This is a genomic window from Pantoea sp. ME81, from assembly GCF_903970985.1.
GTDB classification, from domain to species: domain Bacteria; phylum Pseudomonadota; class Gammaproteobacteria; order Enterobacterales; family Enterobacteriaceae; genus Pantoea; species Pantoea communis.
This window is the reverse complement of record NZ_CAJCKS010000029.1, coordinates 1-24,936: the sequence shown is the minus strand read 5'-3', so window position 1 is coordinate 24,936 and position 24,936 is coordinate 1. Positions and strand designations below refer to the sequence as shown.

At 56.3% G+C, this 24,936-nt stretch carries 25 protein-coding genes and 1 other annotated feature; of the genes, 14 read left to right on the top strand and 11 right to left on the bottom strand.

Annotation, left to right across the window (positions count from 1 at the left end; all coding sequences use genetic code 11):
* Nucleotides 1-37: 37 nt before the first annotated feature.
* Nucleotides 38-676: a multidrug efflux transporter transcriptional repressor AcrR gene (gene acrR, locus H7A81_RS07830; protein ID WP_166933737.1), complete on the top strand. Its 639-nt coding sequence runs from the start codon at nucleotides 38-40 to the stop codon at nucleotides 674-676.
* On the opposite strand, the gene rsmS is transcribed toward acrR, so the two are convergent.
* The 3 genes from rsmS to priC form a co-directional block, all read right to left on the bottom strand.
* Nucleotides 673-828, bottom strand: a complete 156-nt coding sequence (gene rsmS / locus H7A81_RS07825) for a pleiotropic regulatory protein RsmS (protein WP_064511361.1) — start codon at nucleotides 826-828, stop codon at nucleotides 673-675. The genes acrR and rsmS overlap by 4 nt on opposite strands.
* Before the next feature lie 12 nt (nucleotides 829-840).
* Nucleotides 841-1,086: a GlsB/YeaQ/YmgE family stress response membrane protein gene (locus tag H7A81_RS07820; RefSeq protein WP_182057186.1), complete on the bottom strand. Its 246-nt coding sequence runs from the start codon at nucleotides 1,084-1,086 to the stop codon at nucleotides 841-843.
* A gap of 174 nt (nucleotides 1,087-1,260) precedes the next feature.
* Complete coding sequence (priC, locus tag H7A81_RS07815) at nucleotides 1,261-1,773, bottom strand: primosomal replication protein PriC (RefSeq protein ID WP_182057185.1); 513 nt, start codon at nucleotides 1,771-1,773, stop codon at nucleotides 1,261-1,263.
* 57 nt (nucleotides 1,774-1,830) lie between these two features.
* Between priC and H7A81_RS07810 the strand changes: the two genes are divergently transcribed.
* From H7A81_RS07810 to htpG, 6 genes are all read left to right on the top strand, one after another.
* Nucleotides 1,831-2,211 carry a DUF454 family protein gene (locus tag H7A81_RS07810; RefSeq protein ID WP_160867919.1) on the top strand — a complete coding sequence of 127 codons (381 nt, stop codon included), beginning with the start codon at nucleotides 1,831-1,833 and terminating at the stop codon, nucleotides 2,209-2,211.
* 153 nt (nucleotides 2,212-2,364) lie between these two features.
* The gene (gene apt, locus H7A81_RS07805) at nucleotides 2,365-2,916 is read left to right on the top strand and encodes an adenine phosphoribosyltransferase (protein ID WP_058962246.1); all 552 of its coding nucleotides are present in this window, start codon (nucleotides 2,365-2,367) and stop codon (nucleotides 2,914-2,916) included.
* A 285-nt stretch (nucleotides 2,917-3,201) separates the two neighbouring features.
* Nucleotides 3,202-5,295: a DNA polymerase III subunit gamma/tau gene (dnaX, locus tag H7A81_RS07800; protein ID WP_182057184.1), complete on the top strand. Its 2,094-nt coding sequence runs from the start codon at nucleotides 3,202-3,204 to the stop codon at nucleotides 5,293-5,295.
* Nucleotides 4,637-4,698, top strand: a sequence feature (DnaX frameshifting element). (Overlaps the previous gene by 62 nt.)
* Nucleotides 5,296-5,347: 52 nt before the next feature.
* Nucleotides 5,348-5,677, top strand: coding sequence for a YbaB/EbfC family nucleoid-associated protein (locus H7A81_RS07795; RefSeq protein ID WP_031377860.1), 330 nt, complete (start codon nucleotides 5,348-5,350; stop codon nucleotides 5,675-5,677).
* Nucleotides 5,677-6,282 (top strand): recombination mediator RecR, encoded by a 606-nt coding sequence (gene recR / locus H7A81_RS07790; protein ID WP_007886897.1) that lies wholly within the window; start codon nucleotides 5,677-5,679, stop codon nucleotides 6,280-6,282. The genes H7A81_RS07795 and recR overlap by 1 nt, the downstream gene beginning before the upstream one ends.
* 99 nt (nucleotides 6,283-6,381) lie before the next feature.
* Nucleotides 6,382-8,256 (top strand): molecular chaperone HtpG, encoded by a 1,875-nt coding sequence (gene htpG, locus H7A81_RS07785; RefSeq protein ID WP_058962244.1) that lies wholly within the window; start codon nucleotides 6,382-6,384, stop codon nucleotides 8,254-8,256.
* Between the two features lie 89 nt (nucleotides 8,257-8,345).
* On the opposite strand, the gene H7A81_RS07780 is transcribed toward htpG, so the two are convergent.
* Nucleotides 8,346-9,215, bottom strand: coding sequence for a LysR substrate-binding domain-containing protein (locus H7A81_RS07780; protein ID WP_034828181.1), 870 nt, complete (start codon nucleotides 9,213-9,215; stop codon nucleotides 8,346-8,348).
* 191 nt (nucleotides 9,216-9,406) lie between these two features.
* Here H7A81_RS07780 and H7A81_RS07775 point away from each other — a divergent pair, with 191 nt between their 5' ends.
* The 4 genes from H7A81_RS07775 to H7A81_RS07760 all read left to right on the top strand — a co-directional run bounded on the left by H7A81_RS07775 (nucleotide 9,407) and on the right by H7A81_RS07760 (nucleotide 13,469).
* Nucleotides 9,407-10,237, top strand: a complete 831-nt coding sequence (locus H7A81_RS07775; protein ID WP_166933745.1) for a DUF6024 family protein — start codon at nucleotides 9,407-9,409, stop codon at nucleotides 10,235-10,237.
* Between the two features lie 151 nt (nucleotides 10,238-10,388).
* Nucleotides 10,389-11,033 carry an adenylate kinase gene (gene adk, locus H7A81_RS07770; protein WP_034828185.1) on the top strand — a complete coding sequence of 215 codons (645 nt, stop codon included), beginning with the start codon at nucleotides 10,389-10,391 and terminating at the stop codon, nucleotides 11,031-11,033.
* Between the two features lie 117 nt (nucleotides 11,034-11,150).
* The gene (hemH, locus tag H7A81_RS07765; RefSeq protein ID WP_182057183.1) at nucleotides 11,151-12,110 is read left to right on the top strand and encodes a ferrochelatase; all 960 of its coding nucleotides are present in this window, start codon (nucleotides 11,151-11,153) and stop codon (nucleotides 12,108-12,110) included.
* Nucleotides 12,111-12,167: 57 nt separating this feature from the next.
* On the top strand, nucleotides 12,168-13,469 hold the full coding sequence (locus H7A81_RS07760) for an inosine/guanosine kinase (protein ID WP_034828189.1): 1,302 nt from the start codon (nucleotides 12,168-12,170) through the stop codon (nucleotides 13,467-13,469).
* A gap of 112 nt (nucleotides 13,470-13,581) precedes the next feature.
* Here H7A81_RS07760 and ybaL read toward each other — a convergent pair whose 3' ends face one another.
* Both ybaL and H7A81_RS07750 read right to left on the bottom strand, forming a co-directional pair.
* Nucleotides 13,582-15,270, bottom strand: coding sequence for a YbaL family putative K(+) efflux transporter (gene ybaL / locus H7A81_RS07755; protein ID WP_182057182.1), 1,689 nt, complete (start codon nucleotides 15,268-15,270; stop codon nucleotides 13,582-13,584).
* 220 nt (nucleotides 15,271-15,490) lie between these two features.
* Nucleotides 15,491-16,687 (bottom strand): MFS transporter, encoded by a 1,197-nt coding sequence (locus H7A81_RS07750; RefSeq protein WP_166933751.1) that lies wholly within the window; start codon nucleotides 16,685-16,687, stop codon nucleotides 15,491-15,493.
* A gap of 162 nt (nucleotides 16,688-16,849) precedes the next feature.
* On the opposite strand from H7A81_RS07750, the gene ushA reads away from it, so the two are divergent.
* On the top strand, nucleotides 16,850-18,601 hold the full coding sequence (gene ushA / locus H7A81_RS07745) for a bifunctional UDP-sugar hydrolase/5'-nucleotidase UshA (RefSeq protein ID WP_182057181.1): 1,752 nt from the start codon (nucleotides 16,850-16,852) through the stop codon (nucleotides 18,599-18,601).
* Nucleotides 18,602-18,629: 28 nt separating this feature from the next.
* Here ushA and H7A81_RS07740 read toward each other — a convergent pair whose 3' ends face one another.
* Nucleotides 18,630-19,061, bottom strand: a complete 432-nt coding sequence (locus H7A81_RS07740; protein WP_034828198.1) for a multidrug/biocide efflux PACE transporter — start codon at nucleotides 19,059-19,061, stop codon at nucleotides 18,630-18,632.
* A gap of 90 nt (nucleotides 19,062-19,151) precedes the next feature.
* Here H7A81_RS07740 and H7A81_RS07735 point away from each other — a divergent pair, with 90 nt between their 5' ends.
* The gene (locus H7A81_RS07735) at nucleotides 19,152-20,021 is read left to right on the top strand and encodes a LysR family transcriptional regulator (RefSeq protein ID WP_034828200.1); all 870 of its coding nucleotides are present in this window, start codon (nucleotides 19,152-19,154) and stop codon (nucleotides 20,019-20,021) included.
* On the opposite strand, the gene ybaK is transcribed toward H7A81_RS07735, so the two are convergent.
* The 3 genes from ybaK to copA form a co-directional block, all read right to left on the bottom strand.
* Nucleotides 20,018-20,497 (bottom strand): Cys-tRNA(Pro)/Cys-tRNA(Cys) deacylase YbaK, encoded by a 480-nt coding sequence (gene ybaK / locus H7A81_RS07730; RefSeq protein WP_058962239.1) that lies wholly within the window; start codon nucleotides 20,495-20,497, stop codon nucleotides 20,018-20,020. The genes H7A81_RS07735 and ybaK overlap by 4 nt on opposite strands.
* 319 nt (nucleotides 20,498-20,816) lie before the next feature.
* Nucleotides 20,817-21,617 (bottom strand): TraB/GumN family protein, encoded by an 801-nt coding sequence (locus H7A81_RS07725; RefSeq protein WP_166933757.1) that lies wholly within the window; start codon nucleotides 21,615-21,617, stop codon nucleotides 20,817-20,819.
* Between the two features lie 71 nt (nucleotides 21,618-21,688).
* Complete coding sequence (gene copA / locus H7A81_RS07720; RefSeq protein WP_182057180.1) at nucleotides 21,689-24,187, bottom strand: copper-exporting P-type ATPase CopA; 2,499 nt, start codon at nucleotides 24,185-24,187, stop codon at nucleotides 21,689-21,691.
* A gap of 110 nt (nucleotides 24,188-24,297) precedes the next feature.
* On the opposite strand from copA, the gene cueR reads away from it, so the two are divergent.
* On the top strand, nucleotides 24,298-24,714 hold the full coding sequence (gene cueR / locus H7A81_RS07715) for a Cu(I)-responsive transcriptional regulator (RefSeq protein ID WP_034828208.1): 417 nt from the start codon (nucleotides 24,298-24,300) through the stop codon (nucleotides 24,712-24,714).
* Here cueR and H7A81_RS07710 read toward each other — a convergent pair.
* The coding region (locus H7A81_RS07710; RefSeq protein ID WP_182057179.1) for an NfeD family protein at nucleotides 24,690-24,936 on the bottom strand (247 nt) is incomplete at its 5' end. The two genes, cueR and H7A81_RS07710, sit on opposite strands and share 25 nt — an antisense overlap.

The window sequence follows — 24,936 nt, the reverse complement described above, 5'->3', positions numbered from 1 at the left end:
TGTATGTAAACTTGCCAGTTTGTAAAAAAAGTCCTCTATGGCACGAAAAACCAAAGCGCAAGCACTTGAAACGCGGAACCAAATTCTGGATGCCGCTTTAGCACACTTCTCTGAACACGGTGTGGCTGCCACATCCCTGGCAGATATCGCAACAGCGGCCGGCGTCACGCGCGGTGCTATCTACTGGCATTTCAAAAATAAAGCCGATGTTCTGCATGAAATCTGGCTTCGGTGTGACGCTGGGCTTGACGATGTGGAACTTGAGTATCAGACAAAATACCCGGGCGATCCACTTTCTGTTATCCGTTCGATGTTGATCTATATCCTTGACGCCACAGCAAAGGATCCACAAAGACGCGCATTAATGGAGATTATCTTCCATAAATGTGAATTCGTTGGCGAAATGTCGACATTACAGGATATGCGTCAAAGTTTACTGCTTGAGTGTTACGACCGAATTGAATTGGTGCTACGTGAGTGTATCGAAGTGGGCCAGTTGCCCGCGGGATTGAACACGTTGCAATCGGCGCGTCTGATGTGCGGCTATATCAACGGTATGATGGAAAACTGGCTGTTTAACCCGCAGGCGTTTGATCTGGCGACAGATGCGCCGCAGTTGGTGGATGCCTTTATTGATATGCTGCGGCTCAGTCCCACCCTCTCCTCGGCGCGTTAATTAACGCCCTCTGCCGCCTGTTTCTGCTGATAATCGCGTTGGACAATCGCCAGCGCGGCTAACACGGTTGCGGTCGGCACCTGGTTCTCTTCCAGCAGTTGAATCAAATCCACTGCCAGTTTGATCTCATCGGATGCAGTTTCCAGTGACATGATCTCTCCTTATTAAATACGTAATTTTGCCGCCACCAGCAGCATCAAAATGGAACCCAGCAGTGCCCCCCCAAAGCCAGCGGGATGCAACGTCGCTAAATCACCCGTTGTAAAATAAGTCGCGATGTAACCCCCAATTAACGCACCAATCACTGCCAGTACCAGCGTCGGAACAAACCCACCCGGCCGACCGGGAAAAACCATGCGCTTGATGCAGCCAGCCACCACGCCAATCGCTATCCACATAATTAGGGTCATGATTTTCCTCCTTCATTCATAGGGGGGAGTATATATCCTAAATAATTTCAGGTGCAGGCAAGTGGCAAAGGAATGAACCCGCAGGGGCTTACTCATGCAGACACGGGGGGAATGAGCGTAGCCAACTCACCTGCCCTGTGAAGTATGACGGGTATAAAGGAAAGTGGGCGGTGATTACCGTGCCGGGCCTGACATTTCCAGTTTGTGCATCGCATGGCGACAGCGTGCCAGCCGCTCGTGCAGCACTTCGATATCGCGGATCAACTGCTGCTGCACGCTGAGGGTTTCGGCGCGCGCCAGATGTTGCTCACGTTGTTCGATCATCGCCAGCAAGCGCGTTTCATAGCCCTGATACTCTTCGCGCTTCGACTGGCGCGGATCAACGCGAGGACGCTCACGCGGGGTGCGCAGTTGCTGGCTTTGGCATTCGCGTTGCAGGGCGGCAATCTGGTTCAGCACTTTCTCCGCCAGCCACTGACGGCGTATGACGTCGGTATCAGCAGCGGTGAGCTGGGTTAAATTCTGTTCCAGCTCAGCAAGATAATCAGCGAGCCGCGTGCCTTTGCAATGGAACAGTTGGGCGTCAAAACGGGGCTGTCGGCAGGCACCATCGCGTTGCTGCGCGATTTGCTGTCGTAGCTGATCGACAATGGCGAGCAGACGTTGATGTGCGGGCGGTTGGGGCATCACTCTGATTCCGACTGTGTTAACGTAGCGCAGTTCCGATTTTATCAGGCATCAGGCATGCAACGAATTTTTCTTCTGTGTCTTGGCTGGCTGGCGATTGTGCTGGGCACGCTGGGCATTGTATTACCTTTGTTACCGACCACGCCATTTGTGTTGCTGGCCGCCTGGTGCTTTGCCCGTTCGTCACCGCGTTTTCACCACTGGCTGCTGTGGCGCTCGCCGTTTGGTCGCTACATCCGCCACTGGCAACAGCATCGCGCCATGCCGCCCGGCGCCAAAGGCCGCGCCATGTTGCTGATTGTCATCACCTTTGCCGTCTCTATTTATGTGGTTAACATGCTGTGGGTGCGGATTATGCTGGGCATCATGTTGTGCGCGCTGCTTTTGTTTATGTGGCGTATCCCGGTAGTGGCAGAAAATGCTGACAGCGGCGATTAAGTGCGGCAGGGTTGCATTTAGACAGGTATTTGCATAGATTTGGGCATCTTCGTGCGTGGCTTCCCTTTTTAAACGTCTTCGCTTAACCCGGTTTCCGGGTATTGGCGCTGTCGGATGCTGCGCGTATTAGATATTTTTCCAGGCGTAACACTTATGACCGCAACTGCTCAGCAGCTTGAACTCATCAAAAACAGCATCAAAAGCATCCCTGACTACCCTAAGCCGGGCATCCTGTTCCGTGACGTCACCAGTTTGATGGAAGATCCGCAGGCCTATGCCGCGTCGATTGCCATTCTGGTTGAACGCTATCGTGACAAAGGTATCACCAAAGTGGTGGGCACCGAAGCACGTGGCTTCCTGTTTGGTGCACCGGTGGCACTGGGTCTGGGTGTCGGTTTTGTGCCGGTGCGTAAGCCGGGCAAGCTGCCGCGTGAAACCTACAGCGAGAGCTATGAGCTGGAGTACGGTTCTGATGCGCTGGAGCTGCACAAAGATGCCATTAAGCCAGGTGATGTGGTGCTGGTGGTGGACGATCTGCTGGCCACCGGCGGTACGCTGGAAGCTACGGTGAAACTGATCCGCCGTGCCGGTGGTGAAGTGAAAGATGCTGCGTTCGTGATCAACCTGTTTGATCTGAGCGGTGAAGCGCGCCTTAACGCGATCGGCATTGATTGCTACAGCCTCGTGAATTTCCCCGGCCACTAAGGCCCTGTGCGCCGCTGGCCTTGGCCATCGCGGCGCATTTCATTGCGCGTTCCTGCCGTCGTACCCTTGTATCAATATCTGATAAATCGTACCGCTCAAGCGGATGCGCGATGACATTCAGCGCCTGCAGCGCGGGTATAGGCATATCCTGTTGTGGCTGTTAGACTACTGCCCATATAAACAGGGGTTGCGAAGCTGCATTTTTCCTCTTTGTCTTGTGGCGGAACCCGGTTCATTTAGCCGCACCGCTGTGCCAACTCAATAAATTCCAGTGATTGAATCCACATGAGCTATCAGGTACTTGCGCGAAAATGGCGTCCCCAGGCTTTCGCTGACGTAGTCGGTCAGGAACATGTGCTGACTGCGCTGGCCAACGGATTGTCACTGGGACGAATCCATCATGCTTATCTCTTCTCCGGTACACGCGGCGTGGGGAAAACCTCGATCGCCCGTTTGCTGGCGAAAGGTCTTAACTGCGAAACCGGCATCACCTCCACGCCATGTGGTCAGTGTGATAACTGCCGTGAAATCGAGCAGGGGCGCTTTGTCGATCTGATTGAGATCGATGCCGCGTCACGCACCAAAGTTGAAGACACGCGCGATCTGCTGGATAACGTGCAGTACGCCCCGGCGCGCGGTCGCTTCAAGGTTTATCTGATCGATGAAGTGCACATGCTCTCGCGTCACAGCTTTAATGCGCTGTTGAAAACGCTGGAAGAGCCGCCGTCGCACGTCAAATTCCTGCTGGCGACCACCGATCCGCAAAAACTGCCGGTCACTATTCTGTCGCGTTGCCTGCAGTTCCATCTTAAAGCGCTCGACGTCGAGCAAATTCAGCAGCAGTTAGCGCATATATTGCAGCAGGAGCAGATTGCCGCCGAGCCGCGTGCACTGCATCTGCTGGCGCGTGCCGCTGATGGCAGTATGCGTGATGCCCTGAGTCTCACCGATCAGGCGATTGCCATGGGGCAGGGCAGCGTGACGCGTGAAACCGTGGCGCAAATGCTGGGCACGCTGGATGACGAACAGCCGCTGGCGCTGATTGAAGCGCTGGTGGAGGGCCAGGGTGAACAGGTGATGGCACTGCTGAATCAGGCGGCATCGCGTGGTGTCGAGTGGGAAGCGCTGCTGGTCGAGATGCTGCGATTGCTGCATCGTGTGGCGATGGTGCAACTGCTGCCGGCTTCACTTGGCGAGGATGATGTGAATCAGGCACAGCGCTTGCGCGATTTAGCGCGCGTCTTACCGCCCGCCGATGTGCAGCTCTACTACCAAACTTTGTTGATGGGACGTAAAGATCTGCCGCTGGCACCGGATCGTCGCCTCGGCGTCGAGATGACGCTGCTGCGCGCGCTGGCGTTCCATCCGCAGGCGACCATTGCCGAGCCGGTTGCGCGACCCAGCCTGATTCCGCAGGCGGCGCCGCAAGCTGCTGCTGCATCCGCAGGCGTTGCTGCGCCGGCCTCTTCCGCTCAGGTTACTGCTCCAGCTTCGTCAGCCAACACTGCCGCGTCAGCAACGCCAGCGGCTTCCGCTCCCGCTGCCGGACCTGCAGCCACTTCTTCGGCACCTCGCACCGCCTCTGCCGCGCAGCCGCAGGTGGCGCCGCCAATGCAGGACGCACCGCCGATGGCTGATGATTACGCCGATATGCAACCGGCGCCAGAACATATGTCCGACTCCACCAGCCAGCTGTTACAGGCGCGAACGCAGTTGCTGCGTCAGGGAGCCGGCAAAGCAAAAAAGAGTGAGCCGGCAGCGCGTCCCGCGCGGCCGGCGAACCCGGCGCTGGAACGTCTTGCCAGTGTCACCGAACGCGTGCAGCAGCGTGCGTCTGAACCCGCGGTAAAAACGCCCGCGAAGCCAGAAGCCTATCGCTGGAAAGCCCAGCAAACGGTCGAGGTAAAAGCGGAGCCCATCGCAACGCCAAAAGCCTTGCGTTCCGCTCTGGAGCATGAGAAAACGCCTGAGCTGGCGCTTCGTCTGGCCGAAGAAGCCCAGCAGCGCGATGCGTGGGCCGCCGAAATAGCCGCACTGACGTTGCCAAAACTGGTGCAGCAGGTGGCGTTAAACGCGTGGAAAGAGGTGGGCGAGAACGCCGTCACGCTGCATTTGCGCAGCAGTCAGCGTCACCTGAATTCAGCGTCGGCAAAACAGGCGTTGACGGAAGCGCTCAGTCAGGCAGCCGGACAAACGGTTGAACTGACCATCGTTGAAGACGATAATCCTGCGGTGTTGACGCCACTGGAATGGCGTCAGGCCATTTATGAAGAGAAACTGGTGCAGGCGCGCCAGTCGATTGAAAGCGATACTCACATTCAGACATTGCGTCGATTCTTCGATGCCGATCTGGATGAAGAGAGTATTCGACCCGTTTGAACACCCGCTGTCGCGCGTGAGTGGCGCGCAGCCCCAGCAGAGAGAGAAGACTATGTTTGGTAAAGGCGGATTGGGCAACCTGATGAAACAGGCCCAGCAGATGCAAGACAAAATGGCCAAAGTTCAGGAAGAGATTGCCGCGCTGGAAGTGACCGGTGAATCAGGCGCTGGCCTGGTCAAAGTCACCATTAACGGTGCACATAACTGCCGCCGTGTTGAAGTCGATCCAAGCTTGCTGGAAGACGACAAAGACATGCTGGAAGATCTGATTGCGGCAGCCTTCAACGATGCAGCACGTCGTATCGATGAAACGCAGAAAGAGAAAATGGCTTCAGTGTCTTCTGGTATGCAGTTGCCACCTGGCTTCAAGATGCCGTTCTGATGCAAACCAGTCCACTGCTTGAATCTTTGATGGAGTCGCTGCGCTGCCTGCCGGGCGTGGGCCCGAAATCGGCGCAGCGCATGGCTTTTCAGCTGTTACAACGCGATCGTAGCGGTGGTATGCGTCTGGCGCAGGCTTTGACCCGCGCGATGTCGGAAATCGGCCACTGTGCCGATTGCCGCACTTTCACCGAGCAGGAAATTTGCACCATCTGCGCCAATCCGCGCCGTCAACAAAACGGCCAGATTTGCGTGGTGGAGAGTCCTGCCGATATCCACGCCATTGAGCAAACCGGCCAGTTTGGCGGCCGCTACTTTGTGCTGATGGGCCACTTGTCACCGCTGGATGGCATCGGTCCGCAGGATATTGGTCTGGATCGGTTAGAGCAGCGCCTGGAGCGTGAAACGCTGACCGAAGTGATCCTCGCCACCAACCCAACGGTGGAAGGTGAAGCCACGGCCAACTACATCGCTGAGCTGTGCGGGCAATATGGCGTTGATGCCAGCCGCATTGCACACGGTGTGCCGGTCGGTGGTGAGCTGGAAATGGTCGATGGCACCACGCTGTCGCACTCACTTGCCGGACGCCACAAGATTAAATTCTAATCACTTGCCGATGTCTTCACCGACATCGGCTTGAAATTCCCATCATCATCCCCATTTCTCTCTCAACATATGATCAACCCCGATTTAGTTGAGGTAGCAATGACCATGAAAGGACAAGAGACGCGTGGCTTCCAGTCAGAGGTAAAACAACTTCTGCACCTGATGATTCACTCCCTCTATTCAAACAAAGAGATTTTCCTGCGTGAACTGATCTCCAACGCCTCTGATGCCGCCGACAAACTGCGCTTCCGCGCCCTGTCCACGCCGGATCTGTACGAAGGCGATGGCGACCTGCGCGTGCGTATCTCGGTCGATAAGGATAATCGTACGCTGACCTTAAGCGATAACGGCATCGGTATGCGCCGTGATGAGGTGATTGAGAACCTCGGTACCATCGCGAAGTCCGGCACCAAATCCTTCCTTGAATCGATGGGCTCAGACCAGGCGAAAGACAGTCAGCTGATCGGTCAGTTCGGCGTGGGCTTCTACTCGGCGTTTATCGTTGCGGATAAAGTTACCGTGCGTACTCGTGCTGCGGGCGCGAAAGCCGATGAAGCCGTGTTCTGGGAATCGGCGGGCGAGGGTGAATACACTCTGGCAGAAATCGAGAAAGCCGATCGCGGTACCGAAATCACGCTGCACTTCCGCGAAGGCGAGGATGATTTCCTCGATGCGTGGCGCGTACGCAACGTGATCAGCAAATACTCCGATCACATTGCGCTGCCGGTTGAGATTGAGACCAAAGACGAAGAGAACGACACCACCACCTGGGAGAAGATCAACAAAGCTCAGGCGCTGTGGACGCGCAACAAGTCTGAAATCAGCGACGAAGAGTACAACGAGTTCTATAAACACATCGCCCATGATTACAGCGATCCGGCGATCTGGAGCCACAACCGTGTTGAAGGCAAGCAGGAGTACACCAGCCTGCTGTACATCCCGCAGCGTGCGCCATTCGACATGTTCAACCGCGACAGCAAACACGGCCTGAAGCTGTATGTGCAGCGCGTGTTCATCATGGACGATGCCGAGCAGTTCATGCCGAACTACCTGCGCTTCGTACGTGGCCTGATAGATTCCAACGATCTGCCGCTGAACGTCTCGCGTGAAATCCTGCAGGACAGCCGTGTCACCCAGAGCCTGCGCGCCGCGCTGACCAAGCGTAGCCTGCAGATGCTGGAAAAACTGGCTAAAGACGACGCCGAAAAATACCAGCAGTTCTGGAAAGAGTTTGGTCTGGTCCTGAAAGAAGGCCCCGCCGAAGACAACACCAATCAGCAGGCGATTGCTAAACTGCTGCGCTTTGCCACCACGCAGAGTGAAGGCGCTGAGCAGACCATTTCGCTGGACGATTACCTGAGCCGCATGGTGGAAGGGCAGGATAAGATTTACTACATCACCGCTGACAGCTATGCCGCCGCGAAGAGCAGCCCGCATCTGGAACTGTTCCGCAAAAAAGGTATCGAGGTGCTGCTGCTGTCCGATCGTATCGACGAGTGGATGATGAGCTACCTGACCGAGTTCGACGGTAAAACCTTCCAGTCAGTGAGCAAAGCGGATGAGTCGCTGAGCAAACTGGCCGATGAAGAGACCGAAGAGCAGAAGGAAGCGGAAAAAGCGCTGGAGCCGTTTGTTGAGCGCGTGAAAACGCTGCTGGGCGAGCGTGTTAAAGAGGTGCGTCTGACTCATCGTCTGACCGACACCCCGGCGATTGTCACCACCGACGCCAACGAAATGACCACCCAGATGGCGAAGCTGTTTGCTGCTGCGGGCCAGGAAGTGCCGGATGTGAAGTACATCTTCGAAATCAACCCGGAGCATACGCTGGTGAAACGCGTGGCGGATACCCATGACGAAGCGCATTTTGCTGAATGGGTTGAGCTGCTGCTGGATCAGGCGCTGCTGGCTGAGCGCGGCACGCTGGACGATCCTAACCAGTTTATCCGTCGTATGAACCAACTGCTGACGGCATAAGCCATTCAGCGCCCGCGCCGGTTGGCATCAATACCGGCAGCAGGGTTGGCAAGAGACAAAAAGGTCGGCATTGAATGCCGACCTTTCTTTTAATGCAGCGCCTGATCGCGCAGCCAATCCCGGAATAACGTTATCTCCGCATCATGCTGACGTGACATTTTCGTCATCATCCAGGTAGCGCGGTCCACACGCACAAATCCCAATGGGGCGATAAGCGTACCGTCGCTCAACTCCTGCCTGACCAGTAAGCGCGGGGCCATGATCACCCCTAAGCCATTTCTCGCCGCCTGAATGCCCAGAGTGAGATTATCGAAATGCTTACCGACCCAATAATTGCCACGCGCACCGCTGGTTTTCGCCCACTCGGCCCATGCGTGCAGTCGTGTATCGGCATGCAGCAGCGGCAGTGTGGCTAAATCCTGCTCATTGTGAAAACGCGCGGCATACTGAGGCGCGCACAGCGGGCCGATGTAGTCATCGCTGATCAGCGTAGCATCAATATCCTCATCCGGTGACTGCTCATAGCTGAGAATCAGCACATCGGTGTGTTCACTGCGCAACTGGTCGATCTCCACCAGCGGCTGAAACTGCACTTCAATATCGGGATAGCGTTGATAAAAACTGCTAATACGTGGAATCAGCCATTGCGAGAGAAAACTGGGCGCGCAAGATACGCTGAGGTGATGACGCATGCCGGTGCGAATGCTTTCGCAGGTGGTGGAGAGTTCGCTAAACGCCTTCTGACAACTCACCAGCAAGCGCTCGCCGTGTGAGGTTAATTTGACGCGCCCATTGGTACGGACGAATAAGGGCTTTCCCATCCAGCTTTCCAGCTGTCGAATCTGATGGCTAATGGCGCTGTGTGTCACATGAAGACGCTCGGCCGCCACGCTAAAACTGCTGTGCAGTGCTGCCTGATGAAAATAGTGCAGTGCACGTAACGACGGAAGCGCGGTCATACTCATCCCCTGTGTAAAAACCTAACAGGGATTGTCAGTTTATATCATTTTAATGTCCAGCCGCATTGGCCTAACCTTTCCCCCAGATTATGGCGGGTTGACGGATGGCGTTGTCTGTGTTTAACGCGGCTAATGTTCCCCCTCAATCTGCGACACACACAGCATCTTTATAATTAGAGAAATCTCACGCGATGGATCACCAACATGCTTCTGCCAGGGCGGCGGCAGCGCGCGATCGACTTCGCGGCTTGCTTTCACGTCACTATCGGCTGGAAAATTACGACCTCTTCTTTGCACCTTCTTTGCATATTTCGCGGGTGCTGCTCTCACAACTGTTTTTACGTCAGGAACAGGCGCGCAATCAAACGCGTTACGCTTCGCAATATCCGGTCAGTGAACTGAGTGTGTTACCCGCAGTGCCGATGATGGCTGGTAACATTGCGCTGGTGGAGCATGTCGACATGCTGCAGGGGCGGGTGCGCTCGCTGGCGGAGTGTCAAAGTCAGGGCGTGACCGACGCCTCGGAATCCTTTGCCACCTTGTTGCATAAACGATTAATCAGCGATGCGCGATTGTTTGTGGCGCGGCTCGATCGTCATGCGGCGTTAAGCAGTGACCTGGTGTTAATTGCATTGAAAACCTGCGATTTCAGCACGCTGGTGCGCAGCGAATTGCGGTTATTTGAGCAGGGACTGGCCTTTGGCTCGTCACTGGATCAAACCCTTGAAATGATGGAAAACAGCGACTGGCGGCCGTTTAATATCGCTAGCGTGGATAATATTACGCTTGAGGCCCCGGTTCAGCTGCAATCGATTCAGCAGCACGGCTTACCGTTCGCCCTGTTCCCCATGCCGGTCAGTCTTACCTTGCCCGACTTACCGCAGGATATGCATCTGCTTCCCGCTCATCACCGATTGCGCCTGCATGCCAACGTGCGCGGCGGTGTGAACAAAAATCAAAACGTCACGCCGATCCTGAAGAGACGTCTGAAAGAAGTGTTTAGCGTTAGCCTTGATTCTTAAAAACGGGCACTCTGCTGGTGTTTTGCGCTAAAGCAAGTCAAAGTAAAGCTTTCACCGGAAGCGCGCCCGTTTCCTTGTGGTGCGCGGGTCATAATGGTATGTTCTTGGCCTTCTCAGATTGATCAATGCGATTCGCAAGGGGAATTACGCAATGCGTATTATTCTGCTCGGGGCACCGGGCGCAGGTAAAGGCACTCAGGCTCAATTCATCATGGAGAAATACGGTATTCCGCAAATCTCCACCGGTGACATGTTGCGTGCGGCAGTTAAAGCAGGCACCGAACTGGGCCAACAGGCGAAAGCCATCATGGATGCCGGTAAACTGGTGACAGACGAGCTGGTGATTGCGCTGGTTAAAGAGCGTATCGCGCAGGAAGACTGCAAAAACGGTTTCCTGCTCGATGGCTTCCCACGCACCATCCCACAAGCTGATGCCATGAAAGACGCGGGTATCAATGTGGACTTCGTGCTGGAGTTTGCCGTACCGGACGAACTGATTGTGGATCGTATTGTTGGTCGTCGCGTGCATGCGCCGTCTGGCCGCGTGTATCACGTCACCTATAATCCTCCAAAAGTGGAAGGCAAAGATGACGTGACCGGCGAAGAGCTGACCACGCGTAAAGACGACCAGGAAGAAACCGTGCGTAAGCGTCTGGTGGAATACCATCAGCTGACTGCACCGCTGATTGCTTACTACAGCAAAGAAGCGGAAGCCGGTAACACCCAGTATCACAAGATCGACGGCACCCGTAAGGTGGCTGAAGTGAGCACGCAGCTGGCCGGTATTCTCGGTTAATGCGGATCAGGGGCCGGTTGTCCGGCCCTTTTGCAGCAATTGCTTTCCCCTCCCACGATTTCCGCTACAATTTCCCCCTGATTTTGATCCATTCGTTTTGACATCAAGGAAATACCAATGAGGCAAGAAAAGCCTGGGGTTTTGCTGGTCAACTTAGGCACACCTGATGCGCCTACAACACCTGCCGTTAAGCGCTATCTGAAACAGTTCCTTGGCGACCCGCGCGTGGTGGATACACCGCGTTGGTTGTGGTGGCCGATTCTCAATTTCGCCATTTTGCCGTTCCGTTCGCCGCGCGTGTCGAAACTGTACGCCTCGGTGTGGATGAAAGAAGGCTCTCCGCTGATGGTGTTCAGCAAGCAGCAGCGCGATGCGCTGGCGCAGCGCGTGGATATGCCGGTTGAGCTGGGCATGAGCTACGGCCTGCCAAGCCTCGACGGGGCGGTACAGCGTTTGCTGGACCAGGGTGTCACCAAACTGATTGTGTTGCCGCTCTATCCGCAATTCTCGTGCTCGACGGTGGCTGCCGTTTGGGACGGATTATCCGCCAGCTTTAAACCGCTGCGCTCCCTGCCGGAAGTAGCTTTCATTCGCGATTATGCCGAGCATCCTGCCTATATCGCAGCACTGAAGGCTTCGGTTGAGCGTTCGTTTGCGCAGCATGGCGAACCGGACCTGCTGGTGCTGTCGTATCACGGCATCCCACAGCGCTTTGCCGACGAAGGTGATGATTATCCTCAGCGCTGCAAAGACACCACCGAGGCGCTGGCTGCCGCGTTGGGCATCGCGCCACACAAAATCATGATGACCTTCCAGTCACGCTTTGGTCGCGAGCCATGGTTGACACCGTACACCGACGAAACCATGCAAGGTTTACCGGCCAAGGGCATCAAACATGTGCAGGTGATGAGTCCCGGCTTCTCCGCAGACTGTCTGGAAACCCTGGAAGAGATCAGCGAGCAGAACTGTGAGTTCTTCCTGCACGCCGGTGGCGAGAAGTTCGAATACATTCCCGCGCTCAACGCCGATGACGAGCACATCGAGATGATGGTTCAGCTGGTCAACGCACGCCGATAAAGTGCTGGCAGAGAGTGTGATATCATTCTCTGCCAGATTTCCCTTACGGCAGCCACGATGAAATTTCCCGGCAAACGCAAATCCAAACACTATTTCCCCGTTAACGCGCGCGATCCGCTGCTGCAAGCCACACCTCAAGAGCAGGAAGAGGGCAGTTGGGTGGTGGGTATCGACCAGACGCTGGTGGATATTGAAGCCAAAGTTGATGATGACTTTCTGCAACGCTACGGGCTGAGCGCCGGCCACTCGCTGGTGATCGACGATGCTACCGCAGAAGCTTTGTATAACGAGCTGATGCGCGATGCGCTGATCAGCCATCAATTTGCCGGCGGCACCATCGGTAATACGCTGCACAACTATTCCGTGCTGGCCGATGACCGTTCCGTATTGCTCGGCGTGATGTGCAACAACATCCAGATTGGCGGCTACGCTTATCGCTATCTGTGCAACACCTCCAGCCGTATGGATCTCAACTTCCTGCAAGGCGTGGATGGCGCGATTGGCCGCTGCTTCACTCTGATTGGTGAGCAGGGCGAACGCACCTTTGCCATCAGCCCGGGTTTAATGAACCAACTGCAGGCGGACAGCATTCCGGAAGAGGTGATTGCCGGGGCGTCGGCGCTGGTGCTGACTTCCTATCTGGTGCGCTGCCAGCCGGGTGAACCGATGCCAGCGGCCACGCTGCGTGCCATCGACTACGCGAAAAAACATAACGTGCCGGTGGTGCTGACGCTGGGAACCAAATACGTGATTCAGGACGATCCGCAGTTCTGGCGCGATTTCCTGCGCGATCATGTGTCGATCGTGGCGATGAACGAAGAAGAGGCGCTGGCGCTGACGGGTGAGCAGGATCCGCTGCTGGCGTCGAATATTGCGCTGGACTGGGTGGATTTGGTGCTGTGCACTGCTGGCCCTACCGGTTTGTATATGGCTGGCTTCACCGAAGATGAATTCAAGCGCAAAACCAATCATCCGCTGCTGCCGGGCGCAATTGCCGAGTTCAACCAATATGAGTTCAGCCGCGCTATGCGTCATCAGGATTGCCAGCAGCCGCTGCGCATCTTCTCGCACATCGCGCCTTATATGGGCGGCCCTGAGAAGATCATGAACACCAACGGCGCGGGCGATGGTGCTCTGGCCGCGCTGCTGCACGACATCACTGCCAATAATTTCCACCGCCAGAAAGTGCCGAACTCCAGCAAACACGCACGCGGTTATCTCACCTATTCGTCGCTGGCGCAGGTGTGTAAGTATGCCAACCGGGTGAGTTATCAGGTGCTGAATCAGCATTCACCGCGTCTGATGCGCGGGCTGCCTGAGCGGGAAGACAGTTTAGAAGAGTCGTACTGGGACAGGTAAAGCGTAAACCGATGATGCGCATCCGTTTTTGAAATTGATGCGCTAACTGTTTGACACATTTCAATCCCGTAGGGTCGCCATTAATGGCGACCTGGCCCATCACCGCACGTCGTTAAATCGGGCACTCCCGCACAATCGGGTTCTGCGCGATCTCTTCCTGCAGCACGTTCAGCATGCTGTGGGCGATCTCACGCTCGCCCATCACCACGCGATTGGCACCGCGTTCCATGATGTAATTCACTTCATCGTCGTAATGCGCGCGGGCAATAATTTCGATATCCGGACGCTTCTCACGCGCGGCGGTGACAATTTCCCCGGCTTCGTAACCGTTTGGAATGGTCAGCAGCAGCCAGCGTGCACAGTCGAGTCGGGCTAACTCCATGGTATCGACGCGTGCCGCATTGCCCAGCACCGCCTTGATCCCTTGCTCACGCAGCGCTTCAACGCGCGGACGGGAATTTTCCACCACCACCAGCGGCACATCGGCTTCCATCAGCTGCTGGCCCAGCAAGCTGCCAACGCGGCCATAACCCACAATGACCGCGTGATTACAGATATCCAGCGGAATCTGCTTCTCTTCTTCAATCGCCTCTTCCAGCGTCTGCTCTTCGATGGTTTCAGTCTTATCGAGGTAGCGCTCCAGAAGGGTAAACAGAATCGGGTTCAGCATGATGGAGAGGATCGCAGCCGCCAGCACCAGATTGCGTCCTTCATCACTCAACATGCCGAGTGAAATACCTAATCCGGCAAGGATAAAAGCGAATTCCCCAATTTGCGCCAGACTTACTGAAATGGTCATGGCGGTGCGGCGCGAGTGGCCGAGCAGCGTCACCAGCAGCCAGGCCGCGATGGATTTCCCGAGCACGATGATCGCCAGCGCGCCCAGCACCGCCAGCGGCTGCTCGATCAAAATCATCGGGTCAAACAACATACCGACCGAGACAAAGAACAGCACCGCAAACGCATCGCGCAGTGGGAGAGTATCGTGCGCGGCACGGTGGCTGAGTTCGGATTCGTTAAGCACCATACCGGCAAAGAAGGCGCCGAGGGCGAAGGAGACATCGAAGAATTCAACCGCACCGAAAGCGATACCCAGCGCCAGGGCCAGTACGGATAAGGTGAACAGTTCACGCGATCCGGTGGCGGCACTTTTTGCCAGGATCCACGGCACCACGCGACGACCGACCACCATCATCAGCACCATAAAGGCGACGACTTTGCCGATGGTCAGCATCAGGTCCCAGAACAGCAGAGAGGGGCTGGCGTTGCCTTCTTCCAGCATTCCGGCAATGGCGGGCAGCAGCACCAGCGTCAGGACCATCACCAAATCTTCAACAATCAGCCAGCCAATGGCGATCTGCCCCCGCTGGCTATCAATCAGTTGACGCTCTTCCAGCGCACGCAGTAACACCACGGTACTGGCGGTGGAGAGACAGAGGCCAAACACCAGACCGGTCATCCACGACCAGCCCATCGCCCACGACAGCCCCATTCCCAGTAGCGTGGCCACCGCGATTTGCGCGATGGCGCCGGGAATGGCAATGGACTTTACCGACATCAAATCCTTCAGCGAGAAGTGCAAACCCACGCCAAACATCAGCAGGATAACGCCGAGTTCGGCGAGCTCAGGCGCGAGGTTAGTATCGGCGACGAAGCCCGGGGTAAAGGGACCGGCGAGCACGCCAGCCAGCAGATAACCGACCAGAGGGGAGATTCGCAGACGGTTGGCAATCATTCCAAGGATAAAGGCGAGGACCAGGCCCCCGACAATGGTGGTGATCAACGGTGTGGTGTGATGCATGCCAGTCTCCTTGTGTGCAAATGTATCCGCTTGTAACAACCTAGTGTAATGCACAATCGCTAACCACGTTTAAACATTTGAGCGGTGAAAAGCGATTAAATTGAAAAATTGAGAAGAAAACGCAGCTTAAGCAGCATTTTCCTCAGTTATCTCACACTATCGGCAGGTTTTACGCAGAATGGAGGGGGGCGAGGAAAAAGCGTTGCCCCCCAAAAGTGGCTTACGCGTGGCGGTTATCAGGTAAGAAAGCGGTTAAAAGGCCGATTAAAGGCAGCCAGGCACAGATTTGATATACCCATTCGATGCTGGTGTGGTCTGCCACCACGCCGAGTACTGCAGCACCAAGCCCGCCCATGCCAAAGGCAAAACCGAAAAACAGCCCGGAAACCATACCAATACGCCCTGGCATCAGCTCCTGCGCATACACCAAAATGGCAGAAAACGCCGAGGCGAGAATCAACCCGATGATCACGCTTAACACGCTGGTCCACATTAGGTTGGCGTGTGGCAGCAGCAAGGTGAAGGGCGCAACGCCAAGAATCGATACCCAAATCACGTATTTACGACCGATTTTATCGCCAATCGGCCCGCCAATAATGGTGCCCGCAGCCACCGCGCCGAGGAAGGCAAACAGATGGAATTGCGAGGCCTGAACAGAAAGCCCGAACTTCTGGATTAAATAGAAGGTGTAGTAGCTGCTCAGGCTGGTGAGATAGAAGTATTTAGAGAAGATCAGCAGCAGCAAAATGCTGATCGCCAACGCCACTTTCTTACGCGGCAGCGGGTTAACCGGCGCAACCGTTGCCTTTGCTTTACTGGCGCGCTGCTGGTGGCTATACCAGCGGCTGACCTGCAGCAGCACGATAATGCCGAGCAGTGCCGCCAGCACGAACCAGGCAAGATGCCCTTTGCCGTAAGGGGCCACGATCATCGCTGCCAACAGCGGGCCTAACGCGCTACCAAAGTTGCCGCCCACCTGGAACAGGGATTGAGCCAGGCCATGACGTCCACCGGAGGCCATACGCGCCACGCGCGAAGATTCCGGATGAAACACCGAGGAACCGCTGCCCACCAGCGCGGCAGCGAGCAGCACCTGCGGATAGGTGCTGGAGAACGTCAGCAGCACCAGACCACACAGCGTAAAGCCCATCCCAACCGGCAAAGACCAGGGTTTTGGGTATTTGTCGGTGTAATGACCGATGATCGGCTGTAGCAGCGAAGCGGTGACCTGAAAGGTTAGCGTTATCAGACCTATCTGGACGAAGTTAAGGCTAAAATCTTTTTGCAGCATCGGGTAGATCGCCAGCAGCAGCGATTGCAGCATATCGTTGAGCAGATGCGCGAGGCTGATGGCACCTAAAATGCCAAAAGCGGTCCGTCCCGATGCGCGTGCCGGGGTTGCGATGTCACTTGCCATAAAAATCCTGAAGAGTGCGGTTATCGTTATCAGTTTGTTACTACCGCATGACTCTATAAGCCTTTAGTCTTGAGTTAAAGTGCCATCTGTGCGACACAGAAGGGTGATAAAGCACATTAAGTCCACGGCAAAGTGGAAAGACGCAGAATAAGGAGATCGGCTTTGTTGTTATTCCCGAGGAGAGGGCGCTGGCTGGCGCTGATCATGCTGTTGCTGCCGATGCTGGCGCAGGCATGGCAGACGGATCGCAGTTATCGATTCAGTATTCTGCACACCAACGATCATCACGGTCGCTACTGGACCAATGCGCAGGGCGAATACGGTCTGGCGGCGCAGAAAACGCTGATGGATAAACAGCGTTATGATGTGCAGGCCAAAGGCGGCGGTGCCTTGATCCTTTCCGCCGGAGACGTGAATACCGGCGTACCGGAATCGGATCTGCTCAATGCCGAACCCGATATTCGTGGCATGAACCTCATCGGCTACGATGCCATGGCGCTCGGCAATCACGAATTCGATAAGCCGCTCAGCGTGCTACAACAGCAACAGAAGTGGGCTAAATTTCCCTTCCTCTCTGCCAATATCTATCAAAAGGGCACCGACCAGCGTCTGTTCAAGCCGTGGGCGACCTTCAATCGCATGGGGCTGAAGATCGCGGTGATTGGCCTGACCACCACCGATACGCTGAAAATTTCCAATCCGGAAAATATTGCCAATATCGACATCCGCGATCCGGTGAAAGAGACGGAAAAAGCGGTGGCGGAACTGCGTGCCAGTGAAAAACCCGATGTGATTGTGGCGCTGACGCACATGGGCCATTACGACGATGGGCAGCACGGCAGCAACGCACCGGGTGATGTGGAACTGGCGCGCAGCCTGCCGCCGGGCACTATTAATGTGATTATTGGTGGCCACTCGCAGGACGCGGTGTGCATGGAAAAAGATAACGTCAGCGTGAAAGATTATCAGCCCGGCCAGCCTTGTCAGCCCGATCGTCAAAACGGTGTGTGGATCATGCAGGCAAAAGAGTGGGGCAAATATGTCGGGCGCGGCGATTTCACCTTCCGCAACGGCGAGTTGACGCTGGACAGCTATCAGCTGATCCCGGTGAATCTCAAGCATGAAGTGAAAAATCTGGATGGCAGCGTTTCCTGGCTTACCTGGCAGGAAGAGATCCCACCCAACAGCGCAATGATGAAATTGTTGACGCCGTATCAACTGCGCGCGGCAAAGAAACTCGACGTCACGGTTGGCAGCAGTGATGGCGTGTTCGTGGGCGAACGCGACAAAGTGCGCTTTGAACAAACCAACCTTGGGCAGCTGATTCTGCGCGCGCAGATGGCAGCGACCCAAGCGGATTTCGCGGTGATCAGTGGCGGTGGCATTCGCACTTCACTGGCCGCGGGCAAACTGAGCTGGCGCGATCTGTTGCAGGTGCAGCCGTTTGGTAATCAGGTGGTGTCAGTCATGCTGACCGGAGACGAATTACTGAAGTATCTTGCCACGGTTGCCAATATCAAGACCAACTCCGGTGGTTTCGCGCAATTCAGCAATATCAGTCTGGTGGCAGATGGCAAAGCGGTGAGTGAGGTGAAGATCAATGGCGAGCCGCTGCAAAAAGACAAAACCTATCGCATGGCCACCAACAGCTTTAATGCCAGCGGCGGTGATGGTTATCCCAACATCGAAGCGCATGCGGGCTTCAGCAATACCGGACTGCGCGATGCAGATGTGCTGCGCGATTTTGTCACGGCGCACTCACCGCTGAAAATCGCCGACTATGCGCCAACCGGCATCGTGCATTTGACGGAGCAGCAGGTACAGGAGCGCGACAAAGCGCAGGAAAAACCCAGGAAGCGCAGCTACCCGCAAGCCATTTTGGCGTGGATCTGGCCGCGTGCGCTGCACAATTAAAAACGGCGCCCGATTGGGCGCCGTTGTTTTATGCCTGACAGGATTTCTGCGTCAGCCAGCGCTGGCGCAATTTATCCCACATCCAGTTATAAGCCATGGTATAGGGCAGGAAGAACAGGAAGAACGCCACTTCCAGCATGAAGGCTTCCAGCAGCGTGATCTTCAGCATCCAGGCGGCAATCGGCAAGCCGATAACGATAAAGCCCCCTTCAAAGCCCAGCGCGTGGATGGCGCGCAGGCCGAGGCCGCGTTTTCTCTGCGGCGGCCAGATGCGATCAAAACCGGTGTTATAGATCATGTTCCACAGCATGGCGACCGTTGACAACATAATCGCCAGCGCGCCCATCTGAAACAGCGGCTTTTCCATAATCCAGGCGGCCAGCGGAGCCACAGTGAGAATCGCCAGCACTTCAAATCCTGCAGCATGATAAAAACGTTCTTTCAGCGAACGGGTACGCATATAAACCTCCTTTTGGGTAACGCGACACATTTTCTCACCGCAAAATGCTAAGATAAAATGATTACCTATCGATAAAAGCGATGGTTCACCATGAAATACTCCCCGGAATCCCTTGAGGCCTTTGTCCAGACTGTCGCCAGCGGCTCGTTTTCTGCGGCGGCGCGTGCGCTGGCCAAAAGCCAGTCCACCATCAGCAGCGCCGTGGCGAATCTGGAAGACGATCTCGGTTTCACCCTGTTTGATCGCAGCGGTCGCCAGCCGGTACTAACCGAGCAAGGACAGCGCGCACTGGCGCAGGTACAGCAGATTCTGGCGGCCAGTCAGCGGTTGGATGAGCTGGCGGTGCGGCTGTCACAGGGCGTGGAACCGCGACTCAGTCTGGCGATTTCTGATTTCTGGCAGGCCGATCATCATGAAAATCTGCTCAACCGCTTTGAAGCGCGTTATCCGGATATTGAATTTGAATGCATGATTGCTGAGGACGCGGACGCGCTGGACCTGCTGCAGGCCGGTCGCGTGCATCTCGGCGTGGTGCGTGCGCAGCCGCAACTGCCGCCTGATTTAGCGGTGGCGCGTTTACAGGTGGGGGCGGAAATGGCGATCTATCTGCATCAGGAGCATGTGCTGGCGCAGTCAAAACAGGTGAGTGAAGCACAACTCGGTGAATTGCGTCATTTACGGCTTAATACCTGGGTGCAAAACCGTGAACCCTTGCCTGCTGGCCGAGTGTGGTCGGCGCCTTCTTATTTATTGCTGCTGGAAATGGCGGAGCAGGGATTTGGCTGGAGCGTATTACCGCGCTGGCTGGTGGAGCAGTTTGGTCATCAGGTGTTGAAAGAGTTGCCGGTGCCAGGCTGGCCACAGCGCATCGCGGTGGATGTAATCTGGTCGCGACGCAATCCGCCAGGTCCTGCCGGGCGCTGGATGATTGATCAACTCTGCGCCCAGCAGCCGGATTAATCGCGGCGCGCCACGTCGGCCAGTGTGGCATCCAGCAGTCGTGCCAGGTCATGCGCCGCCAGTTCTATATCCAGCCCGCGCTTACCGCCGGAGACAAAGATGGTGGCAAATTCTGCAGCCTGCTGATCGATCACCGTTGGCAGACGTTTTTTCTGCCCCAGCGGGCTGATGCCACCCACCAGATAGCCGGTGACGCGCTGTGCCAGTTGCGGGTCGGCCATATCCGCTTTTTTGGCGCCCAGCGCCTTTGCCACTTTTTTCAAATCGAGCTGCGAGGAGACCGGTGTCACGGCTACCGCCAGCGCTTTGGCATCGCCGTTGAGCGCCACGAGCAGGGTTTTGAACACCTGGCGTGCATCGAGATTGAGCTTACGCACCGCCTCATCACCAAAATTTGTTTCGTGGCTGTCATGCTCATAAGGATGAAGGGTAAAGGCGACCTTTTGTTTTTCCAGCAGTTTTACGGCGGGTGTCATGTTCTGTCCTTGCTACGAAAATTCTTATTTCAGTTTTGGTGAATAATACTGGCGAAATTCTGAACTTTGCGCGAAAATTGGCCCGCGCCAGCAATGCTGGTGATAACCAAAATCATAAACAAATTCCTCTTTGACGGGCCGATAGCGATATTGGCCTTCTTTTTTGCCTGCAATTCACTGCTTACTGCTCATCCGCTATGCCAACCATCCGCCGCGCATCCGGCAAAGCACATTTCCGCACAATCAGAGAGACTCACGTCATCGATCTGATCGCTTTCAGGACATGAGGATGCATAAGGTCTTGCGGTGACGGCATTTGTTACGATTTCAACAATCCTGGCAGGTTATCCTCGCCATACAGATGCAGCGCACCCACGGCCACCACATAGCGGCCTTTCGGCAGCGCCTGCAATAACTCGCGCCAGTGCTGATTGCGATTGCGCATCAGCGTGTCATTGAGATCGCTGCTAAAGGTGGTCGGCAGGGCCACCGGTTGCTGCGTGGGCGGTGCATCCAGCCACCAGCTGATCATGGTTTGCAGCAGGCGGGCGTTGGTGTGCCAATGCTCCAGCGTGTCCAGTAACAGCGATAAACCCTCCTGCGGTAGCGACTTCAGCAGTGCGATCTGGGTTTCCGGGCCTTCCAGTTCAATAATGCGCTTATTAGCCGATTTCGCCGCCATCAGCAGTTGGTAATCAATGCCATATTGCGGCCGTAACCCCAGACGCTGCGCCTGTTGTGCCTGCAGCATCAAGGCGATTTGCCAGAACGGCAGCGTGTCGAACACTGCCATGGAAAGCGAAAGCTCATCGCACAGCACATCCAGTCGCTGCAACACCTCTGCATCCAGACGCATTGCCAGCGGTGCACAGGCATCATCATTGCTGAAGGGCGATGCACCCTGGGTAATATCCGCTTCGACAATCAGTGCGTCGGCCTTGCTCAGCTGACGCAGCAGACCGGCGGGCAAAGGCTGCATATCGCGCGTGCCCATATGAATACTGCCCGCCAGATGCAGGCGTCGATCGCCCAATTTGATATCCATTGCCGGCCAGGTATAGCGTGCCGGGAAGAGGCTGGCGGCCATCTGCTGGAAGCTGTGCCACAGACTGCGTCTCATGCCCTGTCCTTTTGAAGTCAAAAATCCATGCTAGCGATTTCAGTCACTGAAAAACAGGGCAGAGAGGGCGATTAGCGTTTTGCTGGCTTAAAGCGCAACAAACGATTCGCGTTACTCACCACGGTAATCGAAGACAGCGCCATCGCCGCGCCCGCCACGATTGGGCTAAGCAGCAAACCCGTGAACGGGTAGAGCACGCCCGCCGCAATTGGAATCCCCAGGCTGTTATAGACAAAAGCCCCGAGCAAGTTCTGGCGCATATTACGCAGTGTCGCGCCTGCCATCGCCAGCGCATCGGCAACACAGTGCAAATCGTTGCGCATTAACGTCATGGCGGCGGTTTCGACGGCCACATCGCTGCCGCCACCCATCGCAATCCCCACATCGGCCTGCGCCAGCGCGGGCGCATCGTTGATGCCATCGCCGACCATCACCACTTTGCGCCCCTGCTGCTGCAACTGCGCAATCGCCTGCGCTTTGCCTTCGGGCAGCACGCCCGCGATCACTTCATCAATACCGGCTTCGGCAGCAATCACCTGCGCGGTTTTTTGGTGATCGCCGGTCAGCATGATTAACCGATAGCCCAACAGGTGCAGGCGCTGTAACGCCTCCGCACTTTCCGGGCGCAGGCTGTCACGCAGGGCGATCAGGCCGAGCAACTGACGATGATCGGCCAGCAGCACTGGCGTAGTGCCTTGCGCGGCGAAACGGTCGATATCTTGTTGTGCGGCGCGGTAATCAATCTGTTGTTCATCCAGCAGTGCCTGATTGCCGAGCAGCAGCGTTCTGCCCGCCACTTTAGCGCTCACGCCTTTGCCGCGTATTGTACGAAATTGCTTATTCGGCTCATCGCTGAGATCGGGTGCTGCCGCCAGAATCGCTTTCGCCAGCGGATGGTTCGAACTTTGTTCCAGTTGCGCCGCAGCGCTCAGCACCTGCTGACGATTCCAGTCGCCATAGACCAGCACATCGCTCACCTGCGGGGTGCCGCGTGTCAGCGTGCCGGTTTTATCAAACACGATGGTATCGACTTCGCTGGCACGCTGCAGCGCATCAGCATCGCGCACCAGCACGCCCAGTTCTGCCGCGCGACCGACGCCGGCAATCACCGACATTGGCGTCGCCAGTCCCAGTGCGCACGGGCAGGCGATAATCAGCACCGTGGTGACAATCACCAGCGTGTAGGCCAACTGTGGCTGCGGGCCGACCAGATACCACACCAGACCCGCCAGCAGGGCAATCGCTACCACCACCGGCACAAACACCGCTGAGATGCGATCGGCCAGGCGGCCAATGTCCGGTTTGCTGCTTTGTGCCTGGCGTACCAGATTGATGATCCGCGCCAGCGTGGTGCGGCTGCCGGTGGCGCGTGCCACGAAGCGCAGCGTGCCATCCTGCACCAGTGTCCCGGCATAGACTTTATCGCCGGGCTGTTTCGCCTGTGGCACCGCTTCACCGGTCAACATTGCTTCATCAAACCAGGCTTCGCCGCTGTCGACTTCGCCATCCACCGGCACGCGATCGCCGGTGACCAGCTTCAGCAGCATGCCGGGCTGGACCTCGCTCAACGGCATCAGCGTTTCGCCCTGTTCACCGATCACACGCGCCTGCGCAGGGGTGAGATCCAACAGGCGTTCGAGGGCTTTGGATGCCCGCTGGCGTGCTCGCTGTTCCAGCGCATGGCCGAGGTTTATCAAACCGACGATCATCACGCTGGCTTCGAAATAGAGATGTCGTGCCTGCATCGGGAAAAATTCTGGCCACAGCGCCACGCTCATCGAATAGAGCCAGGCGGCGCCAGTGCCGAGGGCCACCAGCGTATCCATGGTGGCGGTGCCGTGAAGTAAGCTGCGCCACGCACTGCGATAGAAATGACCGCCAGCGATCACCATCACCAACAAGGTGATCACGCCGAGCGTGCGCCATAACGTTTGGTTGGCGTCACTCAGCATCATATTGTCGCCGAGCATGCCCCAGATCATCATGGGCACGCCGAGCAGCAGCGCCAATGCCGCCTGCCAGCTAAAGCGGCGCATCGCCTGCTGTGCGCTGACCTGCTGGCGTTCACGCCGCGTCTGTTCATCGTCGATCACTTCAGCGGAATAGCCCGCCTGATCCACTGCGCCAATCAGCGCCTCGGCTTGCGCATCGCCTAACACCAGCGCACTGCGCTCTCCGAGGTTGACGCGGGCCTGACTGACACCAGGCACTTTCTGCAACGCCTGTTCCACCCGGCTCACACAGCTGGCGCAGCTCATGCCGCCGATCAGCAAATGGTGAGCAGGAAGGTTTTCTTCTGCCGGTTGCGACACCGTTGTCAGCGCCTCCGGCGGCGGCTCTGTTGCTGTCAACGGCTCAGGCTTTGGGCTGTCTTTCACCGCCGCGTGATAGCCGGCCTGTTCAACGGTCGCAATCAGATCGCTGGCGCTGGCGGCACCGGTAACGCGCGCTTCCTGCTGCGTAACTTCCGCCTGTTCCACATCGTCGCGCTGCTCCAGCGCTTCTTTCACCCGTTTGACGCAGTGGCCACAGGACAAACCGTCCAGCGCCAGTAATTGTGTGTGTGACATCTTAAACTCCTTAAACGAGAGGTTTGACTGTCTGCAAACTTTGCATTAGTTATAGAGCCTAAACCTTCCATTCAGGGGAAGGTCAAGCGGTCATGAGGTGAAGACAAAAGATGAACATCAGCGATGTGGCAAAAAAAACCGGGCTAACCAGCAAGGCGATCCGTTTTTATGAAGAGAAGGGCGTGGTGACGCCGCCGTTGCGCAGTAATAATGGTTATCGCAGCTATGCCGCGCATCATATTGATGAGCTGAATCTGCTGCGTCAGGCGCGTCAGGTCGGGTTTACGCTGGACGAGTGCCGCGAACTGGTGACGCTGTTCAACGATCCCGCACGCCACAGCGCGGATGTCAAAGCGCGCACCTTGCAGAAAGCGGATGAAATCGCTGCGCACATCGAAGAATTGCATGCAATGCGCGCGCGACTGCTGGAACTTGCTGAAGCCTGCCCCGGCGATGACAGTGCCGAGTGCCCGATCATCAATCATCTGGCGGGCTGCTGCCATCAGGGCGAAGGGAAACGCGGCTGAATCTGCAGCGTGATACCCACCACACCGGTGACGATCACGGGCGTTCCGGCGGGCAAATCTTCTGTCGCCTGCACTCGCCAACTGCTGTCGCCTATGCGCACATGGCCTAACCCATCTTTAAGGGTGTTATCAAGGGTCAGGTGCATCCCGATCAGCTGCGATCCACGTTGATTCAAGGTGTTGGGCTGCTGAGCAACCTCGCGGTAGCGCATCCAGCGATAC